General features: G+C 44.6%; 21 protein-coding genes. 10 read left to right on the forward strand and 11 right to left on the reverse strand.

Annotated features, from left to right (window positions below; translation table 11 throughout):
- Window positions 1-29: 29 nt before the first annotated feature.
- From HRU80_12455 to lon, 4 genes are all read right to left on the reverse strand, one after another.
- On the reverse strand, window positions 30-710 hold the full coding sequence (locus HRU80_12455) for a (d)CMP kinase (GenBank protein QOJ29641.1): 681 nt from the start codon (window positions 708-710) through the stop codon (window positions 30-32).
- Between the two features lie 135 nt (window positions 711-845).
- The gene (gene dnaX, locus HRU80_12460; protein ID QOJ29642.1) at window positions 846-2,474 is read right to left on the reverse strand and encodes a DNA polymerase III subunit gamma/tau; all 1,629 of its coding nucleotides are present in this window, start codon (window positions 2,472-2,474) and stop codon (window positions 846-848) included.
- A 3-nt stretch (window positions 2,475-2,477) separates the two neighbouring features.
- Window positions 2,478-2,993: a GAF domain-containing protein gene (locus HRU80_12465; GenBank protein ID QOJ29643.1), complete on the reverse strand. Its 516-nt coding sequence runs from the start codon at window positions 2,991-2,993 to the stop codon at window positions 2,478-2,480.
- A 1-nt stretch (window position 2,994) separates the two neighbouring features.
- Window positions 2,995-5,403, reverse strand: coding sequence for an endopeptidase La (gene lon / locus HRU80_12470; protein QOJ29644.1), 2,409 nt, complete (start codon window positions 5,401-5,403; stop codon window positions 2,995-2,997).
- 175 nt (window positions 5,404-5,578) lie between these two features.
- Here lon and HRU80_12475 point away from each other — a divergent pair, with 175 nt between their 5' ends.
- The 5 genes from HRU80_12475 to HRU80_12495 all read left to right on the forward strand — a co-directional run bounded on the left by HRU80_12475 (window position 5,579) and on the right by HRU80_12495 (window position 12,567).
- Window positions 5,579-5,989 carry a hypothetical protein gene (locus HRU80_12475; protein ID QOJ29645.1) on the forward strand — a complete coding sequence of 137 codons (411 nt, stop codon included), beginning with the start codon at window positions 5,579-5,581 and terminating at the stop codon, window positions 5,987-5,989.
- Between the two features lie 86 nt (window positions 5,990-6,075).
- A complete protein-coding gene (locus tag HRU80_12480) occupies window positions 6,076-9,423 on the forward strand; it encodes an efflux RND transporter permease subunit (protein QOJ29646.1) in 3,348 nt (1,115 codons plus the stop codon).
- Complete coding sequence (locus HRU80_12485; protein QOJ29647.1) at window positions 9,416-10,711, forward strand: TolC family protein; 1,296 nt, start codon at window positions 9,416-9,418, stop codon at window positions 10,709-10,711. The genes HRU80_12480 and HRU80_12485 overlap by 8 nt, the downstream gene beginning before the upstream one ends.
- Window positions 10,708-12,159 carry an efflux RND transporter periplasmic adaptor subunit gene (locus HRU80_12490; protein ID QOJ29648.1) on the forward strand — a complete coding sequence of 484 codons (1,452 nt, stop codon included), beginning with the start codon at window positions 10,708-10,710 and terminating at the stop codon, window positions 12,157-12,159. The genes HRU80_12485 and HRU80_12490 overlap by 4 nt, the downstream gene beginning before the upstream one ends.
- Before the next feature lie 243 nt (window positions 12,160-12,402).
- The gene (locus tag HRU80_12495) at window positions 12,403-12,567 is read left to right on the forward strand and encodes a YHS domain-containing protein (protein ID QOJ30547.1); all 165 of its coding nucleotides are present in this window, start codon (window positions 12,403-12,405) and stop codon (window positions 12,565-12,567) included.
- Between the two features lie 44 nt (window positions 12,568-12,611).
- Here the strand turns inward: HRU80_12495 and HRU80_12500 are convergent, their stop codons facing one another.
- Both HRU80_12500 and HRU80_12505 read right to left on the reverse strand, forming a co-directional pair.
- Complete coding sequence (locus HRU80_12500) at window positions 12,612-13,808, reverse strand: PP2C family protein-serine/threonine phosphatase (GenBank protein ID QOJ29649.1); 1,197 nt, start codon at window positions 13,806-13,808, stop codon at window positions 12,612-12,614.
- 124 nt (window positions 13,809-13,932) lie between these two features.
- Window positions 13,933-15,207, reverse strand: coding sequence for a citrate synthase (locus HRU80_12505; GenBank protein QOJ29650.1), 1,275 nt, complete (start codon window positions 15,205-15,207; stop codon window positions 13,933-13,935).
- 75 nt (window positions 15,208-15,282) lie between these two features.
- On the opposite strand from HRU80_12505, the gene HRU80_12510 reads away from it, so the two are divergent.
- The 3 genes from HRU80_12510 (at window position 15,283) to HRU80_12520 (ending at window position 18,273) form a co-directional block, all read left to right on the forward strand.
- A complete protein-coding gene (locus tag HRU80_12510; protein QOJ29651.1) occupies window positions 15,283-16,569 on the forward strand; it encodes an MFS transporter in 1,287 nt (428 codons plus the stop codon).
- Between the two features lie 69 nt (window positions 16,570-16,638).
- A complete protein-coding gene (locus HRU80_12515) occupies window positions 16,639-16,992 on the forward strand; it encodes a VOC family protein (protein ID QOJ29652.1) in 354 nt (117 codons plus the stop codon).
- Between the two features lie 165 nt (window positions 16,993-17,157).
- Entirely contained in the window at window positions 17,158-18,273 is a 1,116-nt protein-coding gene (locus HRU80_12520; protein QOJ29653.1) for an ATP-dependent 6-phosphofructokinase, read from the forward strand.
- Window positions 18,274-18,321: 48 nt separating this feature from the next.
- Here HRU80_12520 and HRU80_12525 read toward each other — a convergent pair whose 3' ends face one another.
- Together HRU80_12525 and HRU80_12530 are read right to left on the reverse strand one after the other, a co-directional pair.
- Window positions 18,322-19,203 carry a serine hydrolase gene (locus HRU80_12525; GenBank protein ID QOJ29654.1) on the reverse strand — a complete coding sequence of 294 codons (882 nt, stop codon included), beginning with the start codon at window positions 19,201-19,203 and terminating at the stop codon, window positions 18,322-18,324.
- Entirely contained in the window at window positions 19,200-20,879 is a 1,680-nt protein-coding gene (locus HRU80_12530; protein ID QOJ29655.1) for an endonuclease, read from the reverse strand. The genes HRU80_12525 and HRU80_12530 overlap by 4 nt, the downstream gene beginning before the upstream one ends.
- A 40-nt stretch (window positions 20,880-20,919) precedes the next feature.
- Between HRU80_12530 and HRU80_12535 the strand changes: the two genes are divergently transcribed.
- Window positions 20,920-21,333: a hypothetical protein gene (locus HRU80_12535; protein QOJ29656.1), complete on the forward strand. Its 414-nt coding sequence runs from the start codon at window positions 20,920-20,922 to the stop codon at window positions 21,331-21,333.
- Window positions 21,334-21,336: 3 nt separating this feature from the next.
- Window positions 21,337-21,819, forward strand: coding sequence for an SET domain-containing protein (locus tag HRU80_12540; protein ID QOJ29657.1), 483 nt, complete (start codon window positions 21,337-21,339; stop codon window positions 21,817-21,819).
- A gap of 194 nt (window positions 21,820-22,013) precedes the next feature.
- Here the strand turns inward: HRU80_12540 and HRU80_12545 are convergent, their stop codons facing one another.
- From HRU80_12545 to sucC, 3 genes are read right to left on the reverse strand one after another with little or no spacing between them, the layout of a single operon-like run.
- Window positions 22,014-22,886, reverse strand: a complete 873-nt coding sequence (locus HRU80_12545; GenBank protein ID QOJ29658.1) for a shikimate dehydrogenase — start codon at window positions 22,884-22,886, stop codon at window positions 22,014-22,016.
- A 24-nt stretch (window positions 22,887-22,910) separates the two neighbouring features.
- Complete coding sequence (locus HRU80_12550; protein ID QOJ29659.1) at window positions 22,911-24,332, reverse strand: tetratricopeptide repeat protein; 1,422 nt, start codon at window positions 24,330-24,332, stop codon at window positions 22,911-22,913.
- Between the two features lie 22 nt (window positions 24,333-24,354).
- A complete protein-coding gene (gene sucC, locus HRU80_12555; GenBank protein QOJ29660.1) occupies window positions 24,355-25,521 on the reverse strand; it encodes an ADP-forming succinate--CoA ligase subunit beta in 1,167 nt (388 codons plus the stop codon).
- Window positions 25,522-25,537 lie beyond the last annotated feature (16 nt).

Below are 25,537 nucleotides of genomic sequence, written 5' to 3' on the forward strand. Positions count from 1 at the left end.
CATTCAGATCTTTTTCTTAATAAAACAAATCAGCTGCTGAATTGTTCCTCTGCACTGCGAATCTTATCAACTATCATCGTAACCTGTTCTTCAAACGTTAAGTTTGAAGTATCAATCTCTATTGCACCGTCAGCTTTTTTTAAAGGGCTGACGCTCCTCCCTGAATCTTTCACATCCCTTTCGGAAAGGTTTTTTCTGATATTCGCTTCATCAACCTTTTCCGTACCTACAACTTCTTTATATCTTCTTTTGGTCCTCTCTTCGAGAGAAGCAGTCAGAAAAAATTTCAAATCTGCATGAGGGAATACAACTGTTCCGATATCCCTCCCCTCCATTACAACGCCTCCATTTCTCCCGATAGATCTCTGCTTGTGAATCAGTTCTTCCCTGACATCAGGTATTGAACTTATTTCGCTCACATTTTCATTAACATCAAGAGAACGAAGTCTGGAAGTAATATCCTCACCGTTCCAGAAGATTTTATTTTCACCGCCGGATGCCTCAATAGAAATCTCCGATGACTTAAGCAGTAATGAAACCTGAGCATGACTCCCGATGATGTTCTCCCTGAGCGCCATAAATGTTACTGCCCTGTACATTGCACCGGTATCAATATAAACGTAACCGATCCGGGAAGCCACCTCCCGGGCAGTCGTACTCTTGCCTGAACCGGCGGGACCGTCGATCGCAATGATTAATTTTTTGGGCATAGTAAGGAAAATTACGGAAAAAAGCGCTAAATTACAATTCTGCTCCCCGTTCCAGACCCCTTTTAATTACTGATATTTACTGGCCCCTTTTTTCCTTAATTGGCAGCAAAAGTGGTTATAATGCAGAACTCCGGCTCAGGCAATTCTTTCTCCCCCTAAAATCTCCGTAATTGCCTTTTCGAACGGGTCATTTTTCATCTGCGAAGCGGTTGATTTGGTGATGTAGGATTCAATATCTGCCGCTTTTTCTTCTGAGGGTCTTCCGGTGAGACTAAAAATTATCCTGAATTCCCTTCCGGTAATCTTTTCAAATTCGGTTGAAAGCTGGCCGGCAAGCCCCTGGAGCATTTCTCTGGTGCGGAAATCAGGAACCTGAATATCTATTTCCCCGCGAAATTCAGAACGGATTTTTGCTCCGGAAAGACTGTCTCCAAAAGCCAGGTGCAGCGATTTATCATAAACCACTTTTTTTCTGATCTGTTCAAAAGCAAAGTTCAGGTCATCAGTTTTTTCAGGCTGAGGCTGTCTGACTGCTTCTGGTTTTTCCACTGTTTCCGGTGAAGCTATGACCGGGGATGGAGCAGGTTCGGATTTTTTTTCAGCTAAGGACTTTTTTTTTTCGCCCCCGGCCGGGGAATCTGACAACTGGCTTATCAGTTCCGAAATCCTTGTAGAGTTTTCAAGAGAGATAAGAAATGACAGAGTCAGTTCAAATTTTATCCGGTGATTCTGGGAGGATTTCATTTCATACAGAGACCGGGTAATAAATGATATCAGCCGGAGAATGTCCCCCTCACTGAATCGGGTTGCGTAAGTTTTGTAAAGTGATTTATATTCATCTGCTGTTTCAAGAAGTGAATCGGAGCCGGTAGCCGTCACGGTCAGCAGATTTCGAAGATGCTCTGTATATCCTTCAAGGTAATCATTAAAACTCCATCCGTGACGATAGACCTCATCCGAAAGCTCAAATGCCACCTTAAAGTCTTTGTCAAGAATTGCTTTGGTCAGCTTAAAGTATGATTCGTCATCAATCAGATTCAGCAGCGAGATTACCGTTGAGTAATCCACCTCTTTGCCGCAAAACGCAACAGTCTGGTCAAAGAAACTCTCCGCATCGCGAAGCCCTCCTTCAGCACGGCGGGCAATCAGCGTAAGTGTTTTGTCATCAATGGTGACCCCTTCGCTGGTTGCTATATATCTGAGCTGATCTTTAATAACATCCACCTTTATCCGGCGGAAGTCATACCGCTGGCACCTTGAGACAATGGTAATGGGGACTTTCTGAATTTCCGTGGTAGCAAAGATAAAGATGATATTTGGCGGCGGTTCTTCGAGAGTTTTAAGGAATGCATTGAAGGATTCCTTCGTGAGCATGTGAACTTCATCAATGATATATACTTTATATTTGCCGTGTGTCGGGGCAAACTTTACCGAATCGCGAAGCGTACGGACGTCATCAATACCGCGGTTGGAGGCAGCGTCAATTTCTATAACATCAACATACTGGCTTGTTTTAAAATTTTCACAGCTTTTGCAAGAGTCGCAGGGTTCAGCCCCCTGGAGATTTTCACAGTTCAGCGTTTTGGCGAGTATTCTTGCCGTTGTGGTTTTTCCAACCCCCCTGGGTCCCGTAAACAGATAAGCATGAGCTACTCTTCCAAGCGTAATAGCATTCTTCAGTGTGGAGGTGATGTGTTCCTGTCCAACGACTTCGGAAAACTTGAGAGGGCGGTATTTTCGCGCTGAAACGGTAAAGCTGCTCATATATCAGTTAATGCTTCCTGATGTTCCTGTTAAAACTTTTTTATTGATAAAATCACACAATTCTTCAAGATATTTCTGATCAGTTTCATTGAATGCGTGATAAAAATAACTGTCAAGATCAAGAACGCCGTAAAGTTCACTCCCCCGGAATACCGGGACCACGATTTCACTTCTTGAACCGTCATCGCAGGCTATATGCCCGGGAAATTTCTCCACATCCGGAACGATCTCGGTTTTCCTGTTCTTTGCTGCTGTACCGCAGACTCCTCTGCCGATGGCAATTGAGGTACAGGCAATCTTTCCCTGAAACGGTCCAAGCCAGAGAGTGTTTTCCCTCAGTATATAAAAGCCGGCCCAGCTGATTTTTGGAAAACTCTGCTTCAAAGCCGCTGTGATATTGGCCAGAGAAGTCATCACGGGTTCCCCGGGAGTGACGAGCGATTGTATCTGGGGGAGAAGTTCTCTATATATCTCCTCATCCTTCAGATTGCTGCCGGAGAATATCAGCTGCTCACTCATATCAGCGTTTCTTTCCAGCCGGTTTCTTTTTAAGATTCATGGTAATTTCAGGGAGTGTTTCACTCACCGCCTGAGGAATGGTTGAAACAGGAGTTATAATCAATCCCTCAAGAATCGGTTTTGGTATTTCCTGAAGGTCAATCTGATTTTCCTTTGGAATAAGAACCTTTTTAATACCATTTTTTCTTGCCGCGAGCAGCTTTTCATTCAGCCCGCCGATGGGAAATACTTCTCCGCGGAGCGTAATTTCACCTGTCATTGCGATATCACCCGCGACCGGTTTACCGGTTATGGCTGAGAGCATGGCAATGGTAAGTGTTATACCAGCCGACGGACCGTCTTTGGGTATGGCTCCGGCAGGAAGGTGGATATGAATTTCCTTCCCCTTAAAATACTCATCTTCAATGCCAAAGAGTGCAGCGTTTGAGCGTATATAACTCAGTGCTGCATGCGCTGATTCGCGCATCACTTCACCGAGTTGTCCGGTCAGCGTCAGTTTTTCTGCTCCCGGCATAATGGAAACATCCACACTTAATATATCTCCTCCCACACTCGTCCAGGCAAGTCCAGTCACAGACCCGACTTTAGAGGCAGTAGCATGTTTCTGCTGTTTATATTTGGGGATACCAAGAAACTCCGCAACTTTTTTCGAGTCAATCACGAATTGCTTTGGCTTCCTGCTCTTTTTTTCTTTACCGCCGTTTTTCTCAAGAATATTCTTTGCAGTCTTCCGGAGAACAGACGCAATCTCTCGTTCAAGATTTCTTACACCGGCTTCCCGTGTATAATTATTGATAACCGAAAGAATAGCATCATCCTTAAAGCTGACATGGTAATCCACCAGACCATGATTCTCTACCTGCTTTGGTATAATGTGACGCTTGGCTATTTCAAGTTTATCCATTTCAAGATAACTTGAAAGCTCAATAATTTCCATCCTGTCCTGCAGCGGCAGAGGAATGGTATATCTCACATTCGCCGTGGTAATGAACATGACATTGGAAAGATCATAATCCACTTCAAGATAATGATCCTGGAAGGTATGATTCTGCTCAGGATCAAGAACTTCAAGCATGGCTGAAGCCGGATCGCCTCTGAAATCAGATGTCAGTTTATCAATTTCATCCAGCAGGATAACAGGATTAACCGTCCCTGCTCTTTTCATTGCCATGATAATCTTACCCGGCATCGAACCGATATATGTTCTTCTGTGTCCGCGGATTTCTGCTTCATCACGGACACCGCCGAGACTGATCCTTACAAACTCTCTTCCGAGGGCCCGTGCAATTGATCTGCCAAGTGAGGTTTTTCCAACACCGGGAGGACCTACCAGACAGAGTATCTGTCCCCTCATCTTCTTCACCATATTCAGAACTGCAATATGTTCTGCAATTCTCTCTTTGGGCTTGTCAAGTCCGTAATGATCCTCATTAAGAACCTTCATAACGTTATGTATATCAAGACGGTCTTCACTCTTTTTACTCCACGGGAGAGAGATGAGGACATCCAGATAATTTCTTATTACAGTGTATTCCGGAGAGAGTGGCGGAATTTTCTTTAATTTATTCAGTTCTTCGGTTGCCTTATCAAATGCAACCTGCGGCATACCCGCTTCTTTAATTGCCTCACGGAGTTTCATTACTTCTGGTGATGAATCTTCATCCTCCCCGAGTTCATCCTGAAGAATTTTTATCTGCTCAGAGATAATAAACTTTCTCTGTGTTTTGGCGATATTCTCCTGAACTTTGCCGTCAATTTCAATTTCAATCTTCAGAATATCAATCTCGGTATTCAGCATTTTAATCAGCTCAAAATACTGTTCTCTCAGACTGTAAATTGAAAGAAGACGCTGTTTATTTTCAATTGACTGGGTGATATTGGCAGCAATGAAAAAGAGTTTTTTCTGCGGGTCATCAATCAGGTCAATTGAGGCAGCTAAATCCTGATTGCCCGTTTTGCTCAGTTTCAGATACTCCTTAAAAAGCGTGGTAGACTGCCTGACCAGAGCATCAATTTCGTTGGTATTGGTTACCCCCGGAAGCAGGAAATCAACGGTTGCCTCAAAAAATTCTTTTCTCTCGGTAAAAGAGACAATTTTTCCCTGTACCAGACCATCAACCAGAACTTTCATCAATCCGTTTGGCAGACGTACCATCTGCTGAATCCTGGCAATTGTACCTTCCAGATACAGGTCTTCCTTCGTTGGGTTTTCAACTGAGGAGCGGATTTGCGTGGTAAGGAAAAGTATCTTACCTGCTTCCATGGCATGATTTGCAGCGGTGATGGACTGCTCCCTGCCTACCAGCACCGGATAAATCATAAACGGAAAAATTACCATATCCCTGAGGGGAAGTACCGGCATTACCCGGGGGATTTCTATTTCCCCGGTCTGTTCTGCCTTATTTTTCATAAAGTATCAGCTTTCCAAGTCATCGAAAATTCAAACCTAAAAGTTACCAAAATTCCGCCCGTCCTTCAAGATAAAAGACCTCAGACCCCCTGAATGGCATTGACACTCAGGGTAATATGGCTGGTAAAACTCCCCCCGTTTTGAGATTTAGAAATTTTTTCTGTATGTTTGCGATATGAAAGTCTTACGATTTGCCATTTTAACAATCTATCTGACCGGAGTACTCAATATTCCGGTACTTGCACATTACTGTGCGATGGAGGAATCGTTTAGTCTTCAGGAGTGCGCAATGTGCTCCGAACCGGAAGAAATTACCTGCTGCTCTGAGTCAGGAGAGTCACCAGTTAAGGAAAAGTTTGAATCTTCCTTACTGGAATGCTGTTCAACAGAAATTACTGATTCCAATCTTGATAATCAGATCGCAGTTTCACAGAAGAATTTTCTCACTTCTGAACTTTCTGCTGTTGCTCTGCTGAGCGAAATCCCTGGCAAGGTAATTCTTTCCTACAGTTCCTGTGATTCTGATACTTCTCCCCCGGACCGGGGAATTCCCATCTACTTATTTCATAATATTCTTCTGATCTGAGAATCTCCAAGGATTAATGTAATTCTGAGAAGGCCTTATTAATTCAGGCTCTTCTCCGTTATTTTATTAACTTAAGTAGATTCATCATGATTGAAAAAATTATTGACTGGTCGGCTAAAAACCGTTTCCTGGTCATCATCCTTTATATACTTCTGACGGCAGCCGGATTGTATTCTCTTTACAATCTGAATATTGACGCCATTCCTGATCTTTCTGAAAATCAGGTAATTGTATATACAGAATGGATGGGGCGGTCAGCCGAAATTGTTGAGAACCAGCTCACATTCCCTCTTGTTTCAGCATTGCAGGGGCTCTCTGACGTAAAAGATATCAGAGGAAGCTCCATGTTCGGAATGTCATTCATCTTTGTCATATTTGAAGAAGATGTTGATTTAAAGCGGGCAAGATCTCAGGTTCTCGAAAAACTTTCATCTATCCAATCCTCCCTCCCCCAGGGAGCAAAACCTGTGCTCGGTCCGGACGGAACCGGTGTTGGGCACATTCTCTGGTACACGCTGCGGAGCGAAAAACACGACCTGGCAGAACTTCGTTCACTGCAGGACTGGTTTGTTAAACTGCGGCTTTCATCCGTTCCCGGCGTCGCAGAAGTAGCAAGTATCGGAGGATTCGTAAAGCAGTACCAGATTATCCTGAATCCTGAAAAACTTTCCTATTTTGGTATAGCTCCGGCGTTAGTCACTGATGCACTCAGGAAAAGCAACAGTGAGGCAGGTGGCCGGATTCTGGAAATGACTGATACTGAATACTACGTCCGTGGCAAAGGTTATTTCACCAGCCTTGATGACATAGCGAACGTTGTGGTCACCACACTCCCCGGAGGAAGAGCAGTATATGTTAAAGATATTGCAGATGTCAGCTTTGGCACCGAACTTCGGCGCGGGCTGCTGGATGCTGATGGTGAGGGGGAGGTTACCGGCGGTATCATCGTCATGCAAAATGGTGAAAACGCAAAAGAGGTAATTGACCGGGTCAAAGAAAAAATGGAGGAGATTACGCCCGGACTGCCCGAAGGCGTTTCCATTCATATAGATTATGACCGCAGCGAACTGATTGTTGCTGCTGTTTCCACCCTGGAGCGTGCGCTGCTTGAAGCCGCTATAACGGTCTCTCTTATGGTTGCCATATTCCTCCTCCATTTCAGAAGTATCGTCAGAATTCTGATCGAGATTCCGGTGGCTGTCATTCTTTCCTTTATTCTGATGTATATATTTGACATCACGACCAACATTATGAGCCTTGGCGGTATTATCATTGCTATAGGAGTTATTGTTGACTCTTCTATCGTGATGGTGGAAAATGCCTACCGAAATATTGCTGCCAAGATAAAAGAAAAGGGAGTGCTATCTGATCAGGATTATAAAGAGATTTCCGTTAATTCAGCCAAACAGGTTGGCAGGGCAATCTTTTTCTCCGAACTGATGATCTTCATCTCATTTGTACCGGTGTTCTTGCTTACCGGACAGGAAGGAAAACTCTTTACACCGCTGGCGTTTACAAAATCTTTTGTCATGCTAAGTTCAGCGGTCATTTCCATCTCTCTGATTCCGGTGATGATGACCTTCCTGATGAGGGGTAAATTCCGGTCTGAGTCAGAAAATCCGGTAACCGGATTTTTTATGAAGCTTTATCAGCCGGTTATCAGATTCGCGCTTAAGTACCGGAAGACCGTACTGGCAGTTAATATCATCGCCCTGCTTGCTGCCGTTCCGGTATATATGAATACCGGCTCGGAATTTATGCCCTCACTTGATGAAGGCTCACTTCTATTTATGCCTGTAACACTCCCCAACGTATCAATCACCGAGGCAAAAAGAATACTCACCTTGCAGGATAAAATCATTAAATCGGTACCGGAGGTGTCAACTGTTCTTGGTAAAGCAGGCCGGGGAGAAACAGCAACTGACAATGCTCCCCTTAGCATGATTGAGACCATCATCATCCTCAAACCCCATGATCAGTGGAGACCCGGACTCACGAAGAACGATATCATAAATGAACTTGACGCAAAACTGAGAATGCCCGGCGTCAGAAATGGCTGGACTCAGCCCATTATAAACAGGATAAATATGCTTTCAACCGGAGTACGTTCCGATCTGGGTCTCAAGATCTACGGCACAAATCCTGATACGCTGGATTTTTATGCTGTTAAAGCAGAGAACCTCCTCAAAAACGTTGAAGGAATCAGCCAGCCATTTGCTGAGAGAAATCTGGGCGGGCTATATGTTGATATCAAACTCAAACCCGAAGCAGCTAGGTATGGCTTAACATCAGGTGAACTTAACTTTATAATCGAATCCCTGATCGGAGGAGAAAAAATCTCTGAGGTAATAAACGGGAGAGAACGATTCCCGGTAAACGTAAGATATTCCCCTGCATCTCGGGATGATATAGATGCTTTAAGGAATCTGCTCATTCCTGTCTCAGTTGGCGGCACTGCTTCTTTGCAGCCGCAAGGCGCAGCTGTTTCAGCAGCCTCAGCACCCATGGGAGGGATGAACGGCATGAGTGGCGGTTCTTCAGTCCCTCAGGCAAAGAATGTGCAGGAAACCGGATCAGATGCATCATCTTTGCTTAATTCCGGTGCATCTTCTCAGTGGGTTACTCTTTCATCCATAGCCGAAATTTCAATTGTTCCGGGAGCATCTATGATCAATAGTGAAAACGGATTTTTGCGCTCTATTGTATATACAAACGTCAGCGGCCGCGACCTTGGAAGCACGGTAGAGGATGCGGACGAAGTTATCTCTGCCGGGCTAAAACTGCCCCCGGGATATACTTATGAATGGGGCGGACAGTATGAAAACAAGATGAACGCGCAAAAACGGCTTCAGTATATCGTTCCCCTCGTACTGGTTGTTATTTTTATGCTCCTTTATATAACACTGCGGGATTTCAAGGAGGCATTTGTCGTAATGCTTTCAGTCCCCTTTGCCCTTATCGGAGGTATTTTCATGATTTATCTGCTCGACTATAACTTCTCCGTTGCTGTCTGGGTCGGCTTTATCGCTCTCTATGGAATAGCGGTAGAAACGGGTGTGGTAATGGTAGTCTACCTGCACGAAGCGCTTGATAAGAGAATTAAGGCAGCCAGAAAGGAAGGGAGAGCCGTTACAAAATCTGATATATATGAAGCTGCCGTGGAAGGTTCCGTACTCCGGCTTCGCCCGAAGCTCATGACAGTATTTACCAGCATGATAGGGCTTGTTCCTATTATGTGGGCAACCGGTACCGGAGCTGATGTGATGAAACCCCTGACCGCCCCGATGATAGGAGGCTTGTTTACATCAGCAGTGCATGTGCTGATTGTTACTCCGGTAATCTTCATTATGATGAAGGAATATTTGCTAAAGAAGGACAAACTGACAATTTCAAAAATGCACAGTCAGGAAGGAGATGAGAACGAACATGCGTAAGTTATTGTTCATATTGCTTTTACCGGCTTTGCACGTCTATGCTCAGACACTGCCAGAACTGCTGACTCTCACATTCCGTCACAATGATGCCGTAAAATCCTTCGATTTCAGGGCACAGGCAGCAGAATCAAAAGCCGGAACTGCAGGCATATATCCTGATCCGCAGATGATGTTCACCATCAATCAGATTCCATGGCCCGGCGGTAATCCTGTCACTGAAGCCTATTCACAGGAAATATCCGTCAGCCAGATGATTATGACCGGAGGTAAACTGGGGAGCATGCGGAACGCGGAATTGAAAAGTATTCCGATTATTGAAGCACAGAAAAAGGAGTATAAGGCCAGATTAGCTTCTCAAATCGCCGGTTCCTATTATAATCTGTGGATCATGGATCAGGAGATTGAACTGCAAAGACGCTATCATCATCTGATAACAAAACTCATTAATCTGTTCAGCGCTCAATCTTCATCCGGTTCACGGACCGCGGAACTGATTTCACTCCGTTCTGAGTCCGCGGTTGCTGAGGTAAATCTGAATAAGATGATTTCTGAAAGAAGGTCAATGGAGCTGATGCTGCTCGGCCAGATGGGTATATCCGATTCACTGCTGAGCGGAATAACACCTTCAATTCTGCCATCTGATACTCTTTCTTCACTTGAAACTGTGATGCAAATTCATGGTAATCCTCAGATATCCGTCATGCACGCAATGGAGGAAATGATAGAAGCGGAAAAAGATGCCCTAAGCCGTGAAATATATCCTGATCTCATGGCTGAACTCATGTTCATGCGGATGCCATTGGGTATGCCGCTGACCACCAAGACAGACCCTGACATGATTCATGATCTGGGTAAGGGAGAAACTGAGTACATGTATGGTCTCCGCTTCAGTCTTACACTCCCCTTTCTGCCCGGCTATTCTGCCAGAGTGAAACACAGTGTGGATGAAAAACATCTGCTTAAGAGCGCTGCTGTGCTTGAAAGAGAAAACATGAAAAGGATGATCGAAAGAGAGTCCGTTTCGCTCCGTGAGGAGTATCTCACCACAGCAGAAATTATTAAAAAATATAAAAATGAAGTTCTTCCCCTGCTCAGGCAGAACATCGGTCTCCTTGAGTCCCTCTTCAGCAGCGGACAGGCCGATCTTAATGCCGTTCTGCGTGAAGAAAAAATGTATATCATGAACGAAATGGAGCTCCTCTCTCTCATAAAGAAACTGCTTTCTTTAAGAGCGAGGTATATACTTTTCACCGATATTGATAAATTGTCTCAGGAGGGACAGTTATGAAACTTTTAAGAATTATTTTACCGTTAATACTGCTATCACTTTTCGCCGGATGCGGAGGAGATGAGCCTGCTAACAATACCGCATCTTCTTATTACTGCCCGATGCATCCGGAGGTTACCTCTGACCGGCCAGGTGCATGCCCCATCTGTCACATGGATCTGGTTCTTACATCAGACACCAAAGGGGCGGAAGAGATGCTTTCAGGAGATTTCAGATTATCTAAAGACGATATCATTAAATCAAATATCATAACCGCTGAAGTTTCTGAGGGAAGTATATCCCCTGCTCTCAGTTTCTCAGGCAAGATTGAAATTCCTGAAGAAAATATTCGCATTGTATCGGCCCGCTTCTCAGGGAGAGTCGAATCTATGAAAGCCTCAAGCACCGGCCTGATGCTTAATTCCGGTTCAGTTTTGTTCACCAGTTACAGTGATGAGATGAGCAGAATATTTGCGGAATACCGATCTGTGCGTAATTCTGGTACCGCAAACGCGGAAATAATAAAATCACTGGAAACTCGCCTGCTGCTCAAAGGAATGACAACCGAACAGATTTCAGCCTTGAAAAACGGAGCATCAGATATTTTTAATGTCATGTCTCCTTATAAAGGTGTCATACTTGAAAAATATATAAGTGAGGGAGAGTACTTCAGTGAAGGCACCCGCCTCTATAAGGTAGCTGACTTGTCATCAGTCTGGGCGGTCGCGGATGTGTATTCTGATGCTCTTGCTTATATCAGAGAGGGCACAGCCGCGGAAGTAAAAAATGAATCAAACGGATATACTGCCCGTGCCAGAGTTTCTTTTATTTCACCTGTTATGGATAATGCAAGCAGATCGGTAAAAGTCAGGGTTATTCTCAGTAATACCGGCTCACTAAGAGCAAATGATTTCGTCACCGTGAAGTTTACCGCATCAGAAAAAACAGGAATCACTGTTCCCGTGAATGCCGTGGTCAGAACCGGAAATGAGGATATTGTCTGGCTGCAGACTGGAGAAGAAACTTTTAAGCCGCGGAAGGTTATTCTTGGTCAGAGGTCCGGCCAGTTCTATTCTGTTGTTTCGGGGCTTTCAAAAGGAGACCGGATTGTTATAAACGGGGTTTACCTGCTTGATTCTGAATCACGTCTGAGGAATTTTACCTCCGTTGAAGATCTGACTCAGATACCGGAACCAAAAACAGAGACGAAAACTGTATCATCAGCCCCGGATAAAAACGGTGATGAAAAAGCAATTTTTCTTGGAAAGACGGACGACGTTCCCTTCAACAAGGTATGTCCTTTGCTCGGTGACGAAGTTGCCAAAAACAGCCCAAAGGTAAAATACAAAGGCAAGATCTGGGGGTTCTGCTGCCCCGGTTGTGATAAAAAGTTTATGGCTGACCCAGCAAAATATAGCCAGAATGTATCCGCAGACGGAAAAACCTATCTGGGTATCTATGAAGACTAAAACTATTTTTGAATTAATCCATCAAATAATCTAAAACCAAAAAAAAAGGAAAAACCTATGCGTTCTTTCATGTTTCTGTTCGTATTTTTCATCCTTGCCGGCAGCATCGCTTTTGCCCAGGATCACTCAAATCACAATCATAACACACATAAAAATGACAGTGTTACTGTGAAGAGCGAAAATCCTGAAGTAAAAAAGGAGGAAACTGATTCCACCAAAATCTTTAACACCGTTTGCCCGGTTATGGGAGATGAAGTGGACCCTGAAGTAAAAACCGTTACCTATAACGGCAAAGTTTATGGATTCTGCTGCAAAGGCTGCATTAAAAAATTCAGCAATAACCCAGAAAAATATGCGGCTAAGCTTTCTGAAGACGGAACAAAACTTATTGAGCCTGAAAAGAAGTAACTCTCTGATTAATAAAGGTGCGGCTGATAAAAATCAGCCGCCCTTTATGTTTTAACACAGATCAGCGTAATGTCATCATCAAACACATCACGCCCGGTGAACCGGTGTAAATCTGATTTAATGGCATTGCAGATAATCTCGGGAGGATTACCCGAGTAATCACTGAATGAGGTCCTTAGCCTCGCCAGTCCAAACTCCTGCCCCTCCTTGTTTCTTGCCTCAATGATGCCGTCAGTATAGAGAAGGAAATAATCTCCCTGTTCAAATGATATGGACTCATGCACATAATTGAAATCCCTCTGCATCCCAAGAGCCAGATTCTGTGTCCGGTAACTTGCTGCAGTTTTTTCTGCAATACGGTAATGAAGAACCGGATGATGCCCGCCGGTGATCACTTTGGCGGATGATGATGCCGGATTGATATATATACCGGCGGCTGTAACAAAATGAGATTTCTGTGTAATCTGCTGAAGCGTTCTGTTCATTTTGCTGAATAATTCTGCAGGATTATCAAGCAAATCCCTGTTTGCGTAAAATGCACTTTTTGTCATTGCGGCAATAATTCCGGAGCCGATACCGTGTCCTGATACATCAGCCGCCAGAACAAAGATATTGCCGTCACCGCAGTCCAGATAATCAAAGAAATCACCTCCGACTTCCTGCGCCGGCATTGCGATTCCGAATACCTCAGTTCTCCCCGAAACCATTCCTTTGCCGGGATTCAGCGACTCCTGAATTTTCCTTGCTACCTGAAACTCCGTTTCAAGCCGTACTCTCTGTTTTCCCTCTCTCTGCAGTGTCACAATGAACATAGTGTACCCTAAAGCAAGAAGAACCACGGAAAAAGTGCCAAGAAGCATTCTTTCATTTTTTACTTCCTGATACTCTTTTCTGTTCAGCAGGATATGCTGCTCCTGTTCCTTGAACATTTTTGCATCCGTTTTACCGGAAAAATACTGTTCGATATCCAGTGCATAGATATTACCTGCCATAAACAAAGCGGTCATCAGGATGAGGAGCAGTTTTTTCCTCGCAAAAAGAATGATACTGCCGGAAATTCCCCCTGAGCTAATGGTAACAATCAGCACGTGCATTATTGATATATGCTTGAGGGGATCATCCATCAAAATGCTCAGCGGCCCCAGTGTGGAAAAGATCAGGAATACTGAAACAGCAAGGAGAATTCTTACCTTCAGGTTCATTTCTTTCCAGATATTATACGCGCGATGATTGTCAGCCATTACTCTGAATTCGGGATCAAATTACTTATTGTTTGACAGATGATGAAAGCAAAACAGAATTTCTTAAGGGACAGGAGAAAACAAAAGAGGCGGTTATTAGCCGCCTCTCTTTAATCAAGAGTAATTATCTCTTCTCAACCGGGACATATTCCCGATTTGTGTGACCGGTGTAAACCTGGCGCGGACGGTAAATCCTGAGTGCCGGATTATCACGCAGTTCTTTCCAGTGAGCCAGCCAGCCGGGTAAACGGCCGATTGCAAACATCACGGTGAACATATTGGTCGGAATGCCGAGTGCTTTATAAATGATTCCGCTGTAGAAATCAACATTCGGGTAGAGCTTTCTTTCAACAAAGTAAGAATCTTCAAGAGCAACTCTTTCAAGATTTTTGGCAACCTCAAGCAGCGGATCATTGATGCCGAGTTCATGAAGAACGCGGTCGCTTGCACCTTTAAGAATCTGGGCGCGCGGATCAAAGTTTTTATATACCCTGTGTCCGAAGCCCATCAGCTTAAAGCCGCTGTTCTTGTCTTTTGCCAGGGAAATATATTTCTTATAATCCATATTATCAGCGGCAATATGATCAAGCATTTCGATCACTTCCTGATTGGCGCCGCCGTGCAACGGTCCCCACAAAGCTGCCACGCCCGCGGAAATGGTTGCATACACATTAGCATGCGAACTTCCAGCCATACGGACAGTTGAGGTGCTGCAATTCTGTTCATGATCTGCATGCAGAATAAGCAGCTTGTCAAGGGCATCCTCAATTACCGGCGAAATTTCATATTTTTCTGAGGGCACGGCGAACATCATGTGCAGAAGATCACCAGTGTAGCTCAGATCATTTCTTGGGTATATATAAGGCTGGCCGAGGGATTTTTTGTAGGAGAAAGCTGCGATGGTTTTGATTTTGGAGATGAGGCGGATGATATTGAGGTTTGCTTCCTGTTTATAATCCGTCTCCGGATAAAATGTTGACAGGGATGCCACCATTGAGGAGAGCACGCCCATCGGGTGCGCCGTGGTGGTAAAGCCCTCGAACATTTTTTTCATGTCTTCCGGCAGAAGGCTGTGATGGGTAAGTTCATGCTTGAACTGATCAAGCTGTTCTTTGCCAGGGAGTTCGCCATAAATCAGAAGGTATGCAACTTCAATGAATGAAGATTTATTAGCCAGTTCTTCAATAGGATACCCTCTGTAGCGGAGGATTCCCTTGTCACCGTCAATAAAGGTGATAGCGCTTTTGCAGGAGCCGGTGTTACCGTAACCGTCATCCAGGGTGATAGCACCTGACTGCGCTCTGAGCTGTGTTATATCTATTGCAACTTCCTGTTCGCTTCCGACCAGCACCGGCAGGGTATAATCCTTGCCATTGAGAGTTAATTTTGCTGAATCCATTTGTTATTCCAATCTGTTAAATTGATTCCAGGAGTTAATTAGAACGATAATTAGTATATAAACTTATGGAATATCGTGATATTTTACAAGAACAAACGGAAGCGGGATATTATGTATTTTGGCAGATATGAAAATCAGAATCTCAGCAAAACCACTGCAGGGGTGCCGGTGAGGGAAACCTGGAGGCGCAACCTCACCACGTTATGGCTGACGCAGTTTTTTGCGATGGTCGGGCTTAGTGCAGTTGTTCCTTTCCTCCCCCTGTTCATCAGGGAGTTGGGTGTGCAGAACCAGCAGGAAGCGGTTACCTGGAGCGGTCTGGTATTCGCAGCGCCTTTTTTCGTAACAATTTTCATCACTCCTTTCTGGGGTGCCGTTGGGGATAAATACGGAATGCGGATCATGGTGATCCGTGCTGTTATCGGTCTGGGCATTGCTCAGATTCTTATGGCGTACGCTCAATCAGTTGAGCAGCTTTTTTTCTTCCGCATCCTTCAGGGCGCATTAAGCGGCTTCTATCCCTCTGCCATGACCCTGATTGCCTCCAATACTCCAGAGGAAAAACAGGGATATGCACTCGGAGCCTTTCAGTCAGCCAATACTTCAGGAAATATTTTCGGTCCGGTCATCGGCGGTTTTCTTTCAGTCATTATTGGATTCCGGTCGGTCTTTGTTGCAAGTGCCATCATCAGTTTCATGATGGCGATTGTGCTCTATTACACTTTGAAAGAGGAAGTGCGGGTACCGCCCAAAACACCCCGTTTCAAGTACCTTGATTACTGGAAGTTTGCTCTCACCTCCCGGTCGCTTATGCTTCTGCTCACGCTGATATTTCTTGCCTCTTTTGGCGTGGCATTCATACGGCCGTTATTCGTTTTTTTTATCGAAACAATGGTCTCGGACAGTAAGACACTACCTGGAACAACCGGCGCGCTGTATAGTCTGATTGGCATTTTTTCCGCTTTCTCTTCCTTCTGGTTCGGAAAAAGAATTGACACTCATGGCTCCCGGCAGGTGCTCTTTGTCGGGACTATCCTGACCGGTACCATGTATATCGCTCATTTCTTTGTGACTTCGGTTTATCTATTGATACCCGTCCGGATACTTCTTGGCCTCGGTTACGGCGTGATTCTCCCCGCGCTTTTCACAGGGATAAGTCATTCCTCCCCTCCTGAAAAGAAAGGAGGGCTTATGGGTATTGCATCAAGCGCTCAGACTCTGGGGAATATGCTCGCTCCCCTGCTTTCCGGTGTCATTGCTTCATTGTTCAGTGTGAGGGCCTCCTTTATTTTTGCCGGTGTGGTGTTTCTTCTGATGCTCCCCTTTGCTCAAATGCAGGAAAGAATTAAAGAAAACCAATAGGTTTGGGCTTTTGTTCTACGCATCTTTTATTGTAATTTTATATACTTTACAAAATTTTTTAGGTTGCCAATGTCAAATCAGGTAATCGGGCATGTTGAAATTCCCAGCCCGGATTTTTCTGTTTCTTCAGCATTTTATAAAAAAGTATTCGATTGGGAGTTCCGCGAGTTCGGAAAGGGATATATGCTCTTTAACACTCATAAGGGAATGACCATCGGTCTCAGAAGTGTGGAATCTGTGGTATCAGGAAACACCACGGTATTCCATATCCATGTGGACGAAGTTGAAAAGTATTGCGATCTTGCGGAAATGGCAGGAGGCAGAGTTTTTAAGTCAAAGTCAACTATCCCCGTTTACGGATGGTATGCTCTCATTGAAGACCCCCATGGCAATAAAATCGGACTATTCCAGTCCCCCAAATAGTTTTAATTCCCGTTTCCGCGGCTTTACCCTGCGGAAACGGGTTTTTTTCTCAGTATCTGACTTGCCCCTTCTTTTTTTCTCTTATCCTGTTTGTAAGAGGCTCCCTGACCTCATATATTTTCATGGCTGAATTTTTGTATTATTCCTGTTAACGAAAAGACGATTATGACTACTAACGCTCCCATTAAAAAGATTGCCATAAACACCGGCGGCGGCGATGCCCCTGGCCTTAACGCTGTTATTAAAGCTGCTACAATTTCTGCTCTGAATAAGGGGTGGGAAGTAGTAGGCATCAAAGAAGGCTATAATGGTTTATTCCTTCCTGAAAAGTTTCCGGAAGGCGGACTGATCAATCTGACCTATGATGTTGTTGCCGATATTACCGGACTCGGCGGTACCATCCTCGGAACCACGAACAGAGGGAACCCGCTCCGCTTCCCTATGAAAGCTGCAAACGGCACCATCGTGGAGGTTGACCGCTCTGACGAAATTATGGCCGCCTTCAAACGAAACAATATTGATGCACTCATTGCAATTGGCGGAGACGGCTCACTTAGCATGGCAAATGTTTTTGCTAAGAAAGGCCTGCGGGTGGTAGGTGTTCCAAAAACCATTGATAATGACCTTGATAAAACCGTCATCACCTTCGGTTTTGACACTGCCCTTTCTTTCTCAACTGAATGTATTGACCGACTTCACTCGACCGCTAAATCTCACAGCAGAATTCTTGTGGTTGAAGTAATGGGAAGATACGCCGGTTGGATCGGGCTTGAGTCGGGTATCTCCGGCTCTGCGGATGTTATTCTGATACCAGAAATCCCTTATGATATTAATAAGGTGGCGGAACACCTCAACAATAAATTCAGGACAACTGATAAAAACTATGCAATAGTAGTTGTTGCTGAAGGAGCTGTACCGGCAGGCGGATCAGTTTCCGTGCTTGAAAAAGAGGCAGGGAAAGCTGAACGGCTTGGAGGCGCCGCGGAGCGAATTGCTGCTCAGCTCAAACCCCTTGTTGAAAATGAAATTAGAACGGTAATCCTCGGTCATCTCCTTCGCGGAGGAAGCCCGACAACATTCGACCGGCTTCTCTCTCTCAGATTCGGCGCTGCGGCAGTCCGCGCGCTCGTTGAAGGACAGAATGGAGTGATGGTTGCTCTGGCACCACCCAAAGTGAATTATGTCCCTCTGGATGAAATTTCGAATAAAATGAAATTAGTGAGAAAGGATTCTGACATCATTCTGACCGCGAGAGATCTGGGTATCTGTTTCGGAGACTGATCCTCGCTGATTTGACAAAAAAAAGCGGCTCCTGATGAGCCGCTTTTTTTATTTTGCGGTGATATGTTTATATACTAATTCTGAAATTCTGCCGTACATCTCTTTAGCACTGCTGATATTTTCAATGTTCTTCCCTAGCAATACCAGAGCATACACTCTTCCATCAGGTAGGAAGACAAGACCTGAGTCATGAGTAACTCCGGTAATTGATCCTGTCTTGTGAGCGACTAAAACATTATCAGGCAGGAATCTGGGAATCTGGTCCCTGAACTTCTGCTGCTTCAGCACGGATAACATCTCCGTGAATAACACCTCATCGGGGTATTTCCTGATATATATCTGCGTAAAGAGCGCCGCCAGACCGTCAGCAGTTACTGTATTATTAAGACCCGCACGGAAAGCCGGAATATCCTCAACACCTCTCAGCACCGTTACTCCCTCAACATCCAGTTCGGAAAGAGTTGCCATTACCCGCTTTGCATCAATCCTGTCAATAAGAATATTCGTCGCAAGATTTGATGAAACGGTAATCATTTCAAAAACCAGTTCACGGATGGTTTTATACTGCCCGAGAAATTTATACAGTCCCTCCCCGCTGTCCTCATCTATATCCATGCGGTAAATACTGCCGTCAACAATGCTCTTGAACTCATTCTTAAGCAGGAGGGTATCTTCAAGAGAGAGCCTTCCTTCTGAGACATCCCTCATAACCTGCACCATAACAGGGGTTTTCATGGTACTTGCAGCATGGAAAATGGTATCTCCGTTCACTGAAAGTTTATCCCCCGGTTCAGATATATTCAGATAGGAAAGGGCAAACACACCTTTATGAGTTCTGAATTCATCCTCAACAAGGGAACGGAGTCTGGAAATATCCTGGCTGTTAATCTGCATTACGAATACAAAGAGGAAAAGTGTTCTGAAAATCATTTCATATAGTGGATTGGGAGCGATTCTGACTTCTGCCCGCTCTGCAGTCTGACAAAATAAATACCGCTCGGCATACCTGACATTTCTATCCGCAGAGTGTGCTCCCCTGCCGTCATCTCTCCCGCAAAGAGATCTTTCACCTTCTCACCGTTCAGGGTATAGAGTTTTGCTGTTACCTCGCCGGCTGTATATATATGGTACCTGAGCGCGGCACTTCCGTTAAATGGATTCGGGTAGCTGCCGATTATTTTGAAATCTTTCCCGGCATTCAGTCCGGGTTCTGCGGCACTTCCCGATACAGCAGTTCCCCTTACCGGTACTCTGAAAATACCATCATTTGTGGAAATAAGCAGTTCCGTCTGATAATAACCCTGTACGGCAGGAGCGAACACAATAAGAAGAGAATCCACTTCACCGAATCCGACCGTATTATCGTTTGTATAAACCCGGAATACTTCAGAGTTAAGTGAACTTGTCTGGTATGTAAGCGAGCCTCTTGAAACATTCGCAAGGTAAAGCCACAGAGTTGAACTGTCTCCCTGTTCTCCAACCCATTCATAACGCAGATGCAGACTGTCAGCGGAAAGCAGCGCAGCCGGTTTCTGAGGTGTGGTAAGCGATGTATTAACGAATGATGCAATCCGGTCAATAAACTCAGGGTGATCTATCAGCGGATTACGTTTCCCCTGATACGATGCAATTTTCGTATTTCTTGCTGCTTCCGTTGCCGATACCGTATCGAACTTGCTCCACTCCTTGAGAACATTTTCCTGCACCGTATCCATATAATTCTGGTAATTCTGATATCGTGTGATGAAGTAAAACATTGCCCGTGCTGCATCCCCTTTATGAACATCACGGGGTTCAAATACAATCACATTACGGTAATCGAGTCCCCTTTTGCTACCGCCCACCTGCCAGTTTATACCTGAAACCACTTTACCAAATGGATAATTGCCTCTTGTGTTATTTGCCGAACTGTTTGTCGGGTAGAGGTGAAAAATATCTGAGCGCATCGGTTCTGCCTGACTGAAAGTACCCTGAGGCCAGGTATGCTCGGTATCAAAACCCTGATTCTGCGCGATGGTACGAGTGGCTGCCTGAATTTTAATTCCGGTATAAACACACTCTATGGTATCACCGGGCTGTTTATCAATATTTTCATACATCCTGTCCCGACCGGTGTTATAGCCAAGCGACGTATGATTAATCACCAGTCCGTTTAGAGCGGTTTTAAGTGCATTATCCCATTTATCAAATGTTGCAGCATCATACTGAGAAAGCGCACCCCCCTCACCCCGAAGAGTGACCGGTACTGATAGCCCCGTCTCAGCAGTGGTTATAAAAAGTGTATTACGGTAGCTTATATTTTGTGCCGGACTAAACGTGACCAACACCTGCACTGAATCATAAATACCCAAAAAGAACTCCTCCTGAGATACAGAAAATCCTGAGCCCTTTCCAAAATTCAGACTAACGGAAACCGGCAGCATGGACATATTTTTAATCTGCACATTTCTTGCGCTTACCGACTTTATCTGCACTTTGCCGAAATTCATTGCAGACTGTGATACAATAATTTGTCCGTTCGTTTTTACCCCAAGGAGGGTGATTAAGACGATGATTAATTGGAGGCTTCTGATTATCTTTTGCGTTTTATTTGTATGTTTTCTCAATCGGAGAGTTTCCTGTTCGATGGTTAAAGTAATGCTTTGCTTGTTTCTGTTTGTTACGGTTTCAAATTTATTCCCTCAAAAGGAGAATCACAAATGGAAACCGCTGATAATTACAGAATCTCAAAAAGTCTGGATAGACCAGTCACAGACAGATACTATTTCCTCACCGGTATTTGATGTCTGGGTTTTAGAACTCCATCAGCCCCTTATTACCATAGACGGCATAAAAGGCAAGATTATGAGATCTAAATCACTTTATCAGGTCAATGTGCTCGAAAAGTGCTATAATCTTAAAGCGGTTGTCTATTACAATGCTGCCAATGTTGAGGTAGCAAGGTTCAGCTACGATCTCTCTCTCATGAATGAAAATAACCGCTTCTCTTTCCCCGTTTATGATGATTCAGTCATAGATAAGGTAATTCGCCTGATTTTTATACCAACCGCCGGACAATAGTCCATGAAACACTACCACCGTCACCTTTTTGTGCAGGAATCACCCATTGAAGGGAAAGGTCTTTATTGTGCTGCATCAGTATTAGAAGACGAAATCATCATGAAAATAGAGGGGGAAATCATCTCCGGTGATGAATGTGAACGCCGTGAAAATGAAGAGGACAATGTATATATCTTCTGGAACGGGGATGAATATGTTGACGTTAAACATACTGATGATATTAAATACATCAATCATAACTGCGATCCGAACTGCTATGTTGACGCGGATGCAAATGGCAACTTGCTTCTTGTGGCTGCAAGAGACATAAATCCGGGTGAAGAACTGACCATTGATTACGGTTACGATGAAATTTATGATATCTGTTCATGTGACGTCTGTTCAGCGGAAGAAAGCAGCGATGAGGAGGAGACCGGCGAATCAGATTCTATACCCGGAGCAACAGCAGTTAAAAGCAGTGAGAATGATGATGCTGAGAAGTGTTAACATGATTCAGAAGACTGCGGCTGCAAAGGGCGCAGCAAAGTAGAGGACACGTTCTGAGTGAAGGTACGGGGCTCAATCATGGAGATAACGGACATTGCAGAGAACAGGGACCCAAAGAAGTACTACGCGACTGGGGGTAAAAGAAAGAAAACACCGCCATCATACCGTGGATGATAACGTTTAAAATTCTCTTATCAGGGATTAAGATATTTTAACAGCGTATCGTAAATCTCATTTACCGGCATCTGTTTCCCCGTCCAGAGCTCAAATGATTTTGCTCCCTGGGCAACCAGCATTTTAATTCCGCCTACCGTAATTGCTCCCTGACTTTCGGCCATCTGCAGAAATTGCGTATTCACCGGATTATATACCATATCAAACACGATCTGATTATCAGTAAACCCTGCCGCACTGCTCACCGGTGAATCTTCCGTCAGCGGGGTCATTCCCAGCGTTGTGGTATTGATGATCAGTTTGCAGCTTTTCATGATATTATCAGTGGTAACCGGTTCCTGTTCATGCGCGACAATTCCGTCATAATGCATCTGCTGCTTAAAGTGAAGCGCAATCTGCTCTGCACGCTGAATCGTTCTGTTTACGATATGAATAACCGAAGGACGGTAATGACGGATAAGTGTATATACGGCAGAACGGCTTGCTCCGCCCGCGCCGAAAATCATGACCGGACTTCCGGTAATCTCTTCACGATAGGTATCAAGTACGTAATGAACCCCGAACGCATCGGTGTTATATCCGTGCAGAGTTCCTCCGTCATTCACCACACAGTTTACCGCGCCGATAATTACCGCTTCCTCTGAAACCGTGTCCAGCAGAGAAAATATTGCTTCTTTGTGGGGTACCGTTACGTTAAAGCCTTTAAATCCGAGCACTTTAAGACCGGCAATACCTTCACTCAGATCCGCGTGTGATATATCAAACGGGAGATAAAGATAATCAAGATCAAGCAGCTGGGATGCAACATTGTGCATCATGGGGGAAAAAGTGTGTTTTATCGGGTGACCGATAAGACCAAGAAGTTCTGTGTGCGTGTGCAGTGCGTTTTTCATAAATAACGGTGTTACTGCGGAAAACTATTCCTCATCTCTTACCGCAAGTCCGTAAAACCATGAGAACCAAAGATCAGGATATCTTTCACGGATGATATTATCAGGTTCCCCTTTTACTTTTGTTTCATACTTACGAAGATAGTTCACTCCCCGCTTAAAATTACCGAGAAGAATTTCAATCTGAGCGAGATAAAAAAATGAATCCGCTTTAAAACGTGACCGCTCCTTTAGTGTCCGGTAACAAGCCCAGGCCCTTTTACGGTTTCCTCTTTTTCTGTAACCGAGAAAAAGAATGAGAAGAAAATCACTTTCAAGAAGATGATAATCTTTGAACTTACCGTCAGAACGGGTAAACTTTATAAAACTCTCTTCCGGAGCAGAGTGTAGTTCCCTCTTCCTGAGTGAAAATGGTTTTTCAAACACTGTCCGTACTGATGCGGCAAAATAATGTAGGGCTTTATCCTTTTCACCTGATTTGTGCAGGCAGTAGGCTTTGAGCATTCTTGCTCTCAGACTTTCCGGCATTATTTTAAGCAGGTGCTCTGTTTCACTTAACGCGGCACGGTACTTTTCCTGATCAAGATATAAGTTAATCAGATTAAGCGGTATCTCTTCCGGGAAATCAGGATCTTCCGGCACTCTTCTGTATGAAAGATACGCGTTTACATAATCCCCCATCTCAGTATAAGTATGCGCCAGTGATATTGCTGCATCCTGATAACCGGGATAGATTTCAAGTGAACGGAGAAATGATTTCACCGCGCTGTTGTATCTCTCATGACGGTGCTGATTAAGCCCGAGCAGATACCAGCCGTATTCATCATCAGGATATTTCACCGTATATGATTTATATACTGCAACGGACTTGCCGCTTTTTTTCATATCTTCGTAGCAGTGGGCAAGGTCTTCGTACAGCTCAATATTATCCGGATGCATCTGAATTGCTTTCCGGTAATAGACAGCGGCTTTTTCTGGGAATTTAAGTTTACGGTAATAGTAACCAATGCCGGCGAGAACATAATCATCCAGAGAGTTGATTCTGTAAGCCTTCAGAAGCATCCTTTTTGCATGGTCATACTTCTGATCATGCAGATAGATGCGGGCACGCTCAACAAGCGCTTCAACATGAACAGGGTTCAGTGTAAGAACCCTGTTCAAAGATGCAATCTGTCCTGTTCTGTTTCCCCGGTGCCCCTGCGCAATACTTCTCTTAAACCATAACTCAGAATCATATCTGAATGTGGAAAGAAGGTTATTCGCGATAAAAAGCGCGCGGGTGAAATGTGCCGTCTCAAGGCATTCATCCAACAACTCTTCCAGATCATCCTTCATGAGAACAACCTGTCCGGCTTCGATGATTTCACGGTAACGGTCGAAACGCTTCTTTAAACGTTCCTCATCATGGAAACCGAAGTTATCTGAAGAGCCCTGATTTGATGATTTCATTATATCTCTGTTTGTTAAACAATCAGGATGCTTTAAGCACCTTGGTAACTTTTTCTGCGGCTTCATGCAGTGAACCGGCAACCTCAAAGGCCAGGCCTGATTCAGTCAGCATAATACCGGCTTCTTTTGCGTTGGTGCCTTCCAGGCGGACAACTATCGGCAGCTTTACTTCAATTTCTCTGGCCGCATCAATAACACCCTGAGCAACACGGTCACAACGGACAATACCGCCGAATATATTGATCAGAATTGCCTTCACATGCGGATCTGAGAGGATGATCTTAAATCCGTTTGCAACGGTAGTTTTGTTCGCTCCGCCGCCTACATCAAGGAAGTTTGCCGGCTCACCGCCTGCAAGTTTGATTATATCCATGGTTGCCATTGCAAGTCCGGCGCCGTTGACCATACAGCCAACATTACCATCAAGCTTGATATAATTCAGATTGAATTTAGAAGCTTCAATTTCGAGCGGATCTTCTTCATCAAGATCACGGTAGGCTTCAATATCCTTATGACGGTACAGAGCATTGTCATCAAAGTTCATCTTCGCGTCAAGCGCGATGACGTTACCTTCTTTGGTCACAACGAGCGGATTGATTTCAGCAAGTGAAGCATCAGTAGCTTCGTATGCTTTATATAAAGCGATCAGGAATTTGGTGGCGTTAGAAACCTGGGTACCTTTGAGTCCTAATGCAAACGCAAGTTCGCGTGCCTGATGAGGCTGAAGTCCGATGAACGGATCAACAGCACACTTGATTATTTTTTCAGGAGACTCTTCAGCAACCTTCTCAATTTCCATACCCCCCTCAGTTGAAACCATCACCACATTTTTTGAGATGGCGCGGTCAAGGGTTATTCCGAGATAGAGTTCGCGGTCTATGTGAACACCCTCTTCAATGAGGAGTTTTTTCACGAGTCTGCCTTCCGGGCCGGTCTGATGGGTAACGAGTGTCATACCCAGAATTTCAGAAGCGAATTTTCTTACTTCCTGAAGTGATTTCGCAACCTTCACCCCGCCGCCTTTACCGCGTCCACCGGCATGAATCTGAGCTTTTACCACCCAAACCGGGCCTCCGAGCTCTTCAGCGGCTTTTACGGCTTCTTCGACAGAATTTGCTGCAAATCCCCTTGGAACCGGAACATTATATTTTCTGAGAATTTCTTTCCCTTGAAATTCATGAATTTTCATTGATCTACCTTAAATT

It is taken from the genome of Ignavibacteriales bacterium (assembly GCA_015709675.1).
Classification (GTDB): domain Bacteria; phylum Bacteroidota; class Ignavibacteria; order Ignavibacteriales; family Ignavibacteriaceae; genus H2-BAC3.

Excerpts from the sequence above, each read along its gene's own strand:
- HRU80_12455 (QOJ29641.1), bottom strand. The coding sequence starts at position 710 with ATGCCCAAAAAATTAATCATTGCGATCGACGGTCCCGCCGGTTCAGGC.
- dnaX (QOJ29642.1), bottom strand. The coding sequence starts at position 2,474 with ATGAGCAGCTTTACCGTTTCAGCGCGAAAATACCGCCCTCTCAAGTTT.
- HRU80_12465 (QOJ29643.1), bottom strand. The coding sequence starts at position 2,993 with ATGAGTGAGCAGCTGATATTCTCCGGCAGCAATCTGAAGGATGAGGAG.
- lon (QOJ29644.1), bottom strand. The coding sequence starts at position 5,403 with ATGAAAAATAAGGCAGAACAGACCGGGGAAATAGAAATCCCCCGGGTA.
- HRU80_12475 (QOJ29645.1), top strand. The coding sequence starts at position 5,579 with ATGAAAGTCTTACGATTTGCCATTTTAACAATCTATCTGACCGGAGTA.
- HRU80_12480 (QOJ29646.1), top strand. The coding sequence starts at position 6,076 with ATGATTGAAAAAATTATTGACTGGTCGGCTAAAAACCGTTTCCTGGTC.
- HRU80_12485 (QOJ29647.1), top strand. The coding sequence starts at position 9,416 with ATGCGTAAGTTATTGTTCATATTGCTTTTACCGGCTTTGCACGTCTAT.
- HRU80_12490 (QOJ29648.1), top strand. The coding sequence starts at position 10,708 with ATGAAACTTTTAAGAATTATTTTACCGTTAATACTGCTATCACTTTTC.
- HRU80_12495 (QOJ30547.1), top strand. The coding sequence starts at position 12,403 with ATGGGAGATGAAGTGGACCCTGAAGTAAAAACCGTTACCTATAACGGC.
- HRU80_12500 (QOJ29649.1), bottom strand. The coding sequence starts at position 13,808 with ATGGCTGACAATCATCGCGCGTATAATATCTGGAAAGAAATGAACCTG.
- HRU80_12505 (QOJ29650.1), bottom strand. The coding sequence starts at position 15,207 with ATGGATTCAGCAAAATTAACTCTCAATGGCAAGGATTATACCCTGCCG.
- HRU80_12515 (QOJ29652.1), top strand. The coding sequence starts at position 16,639 with ATGTCAAATCAGGTAATCGGGCATGTTGAAATTCCCAGCCCGGATTTT.
- HRU80_12520 (QOJ29653.1), top strand. The coding sequence starts at position 17,158 with ATGACTACTAACGCTCCCATTAAAAAGATTGCCATAAACACCGGCGGC.
- HRU80_12525 (QOJ29654.1), bottom strand. The coding sequence starts at position 19,203 with ATGATTTTCAGAACACTTTTCCTCTTTGTATTCGTAATGCAGATTAAC.
- HRU80_12540 (QOJ29657.1), top strand. The coding sequence starts at position 21,337 with ATGAAACACTACCACCGTCACCTTTTTGTGCAGGAATCACCCATTGAA.
- HRU80_12545 (QOJ29658.1), bottom strand. The coding sequence starts at position 22,886 with ATGAAAAACGCACTGCACACGCACACAGAACTTCTTGGTCTTATCGGT.
- HRU80_12550 (QOJ29659.1), bottom strand. The coding sequence starts at position 24,332 with ATGAAATCATCAAATCAGGGCTCTTCAGATAACTTCGGTTTCCATGAT.
- sucC (QOJ29660.1), bottom strand. The coding sequence starts at position 25,521 with ATGAAAATTCATGAATTTCAAGGGAAAGAAATTCTCAGAAAATATAAT.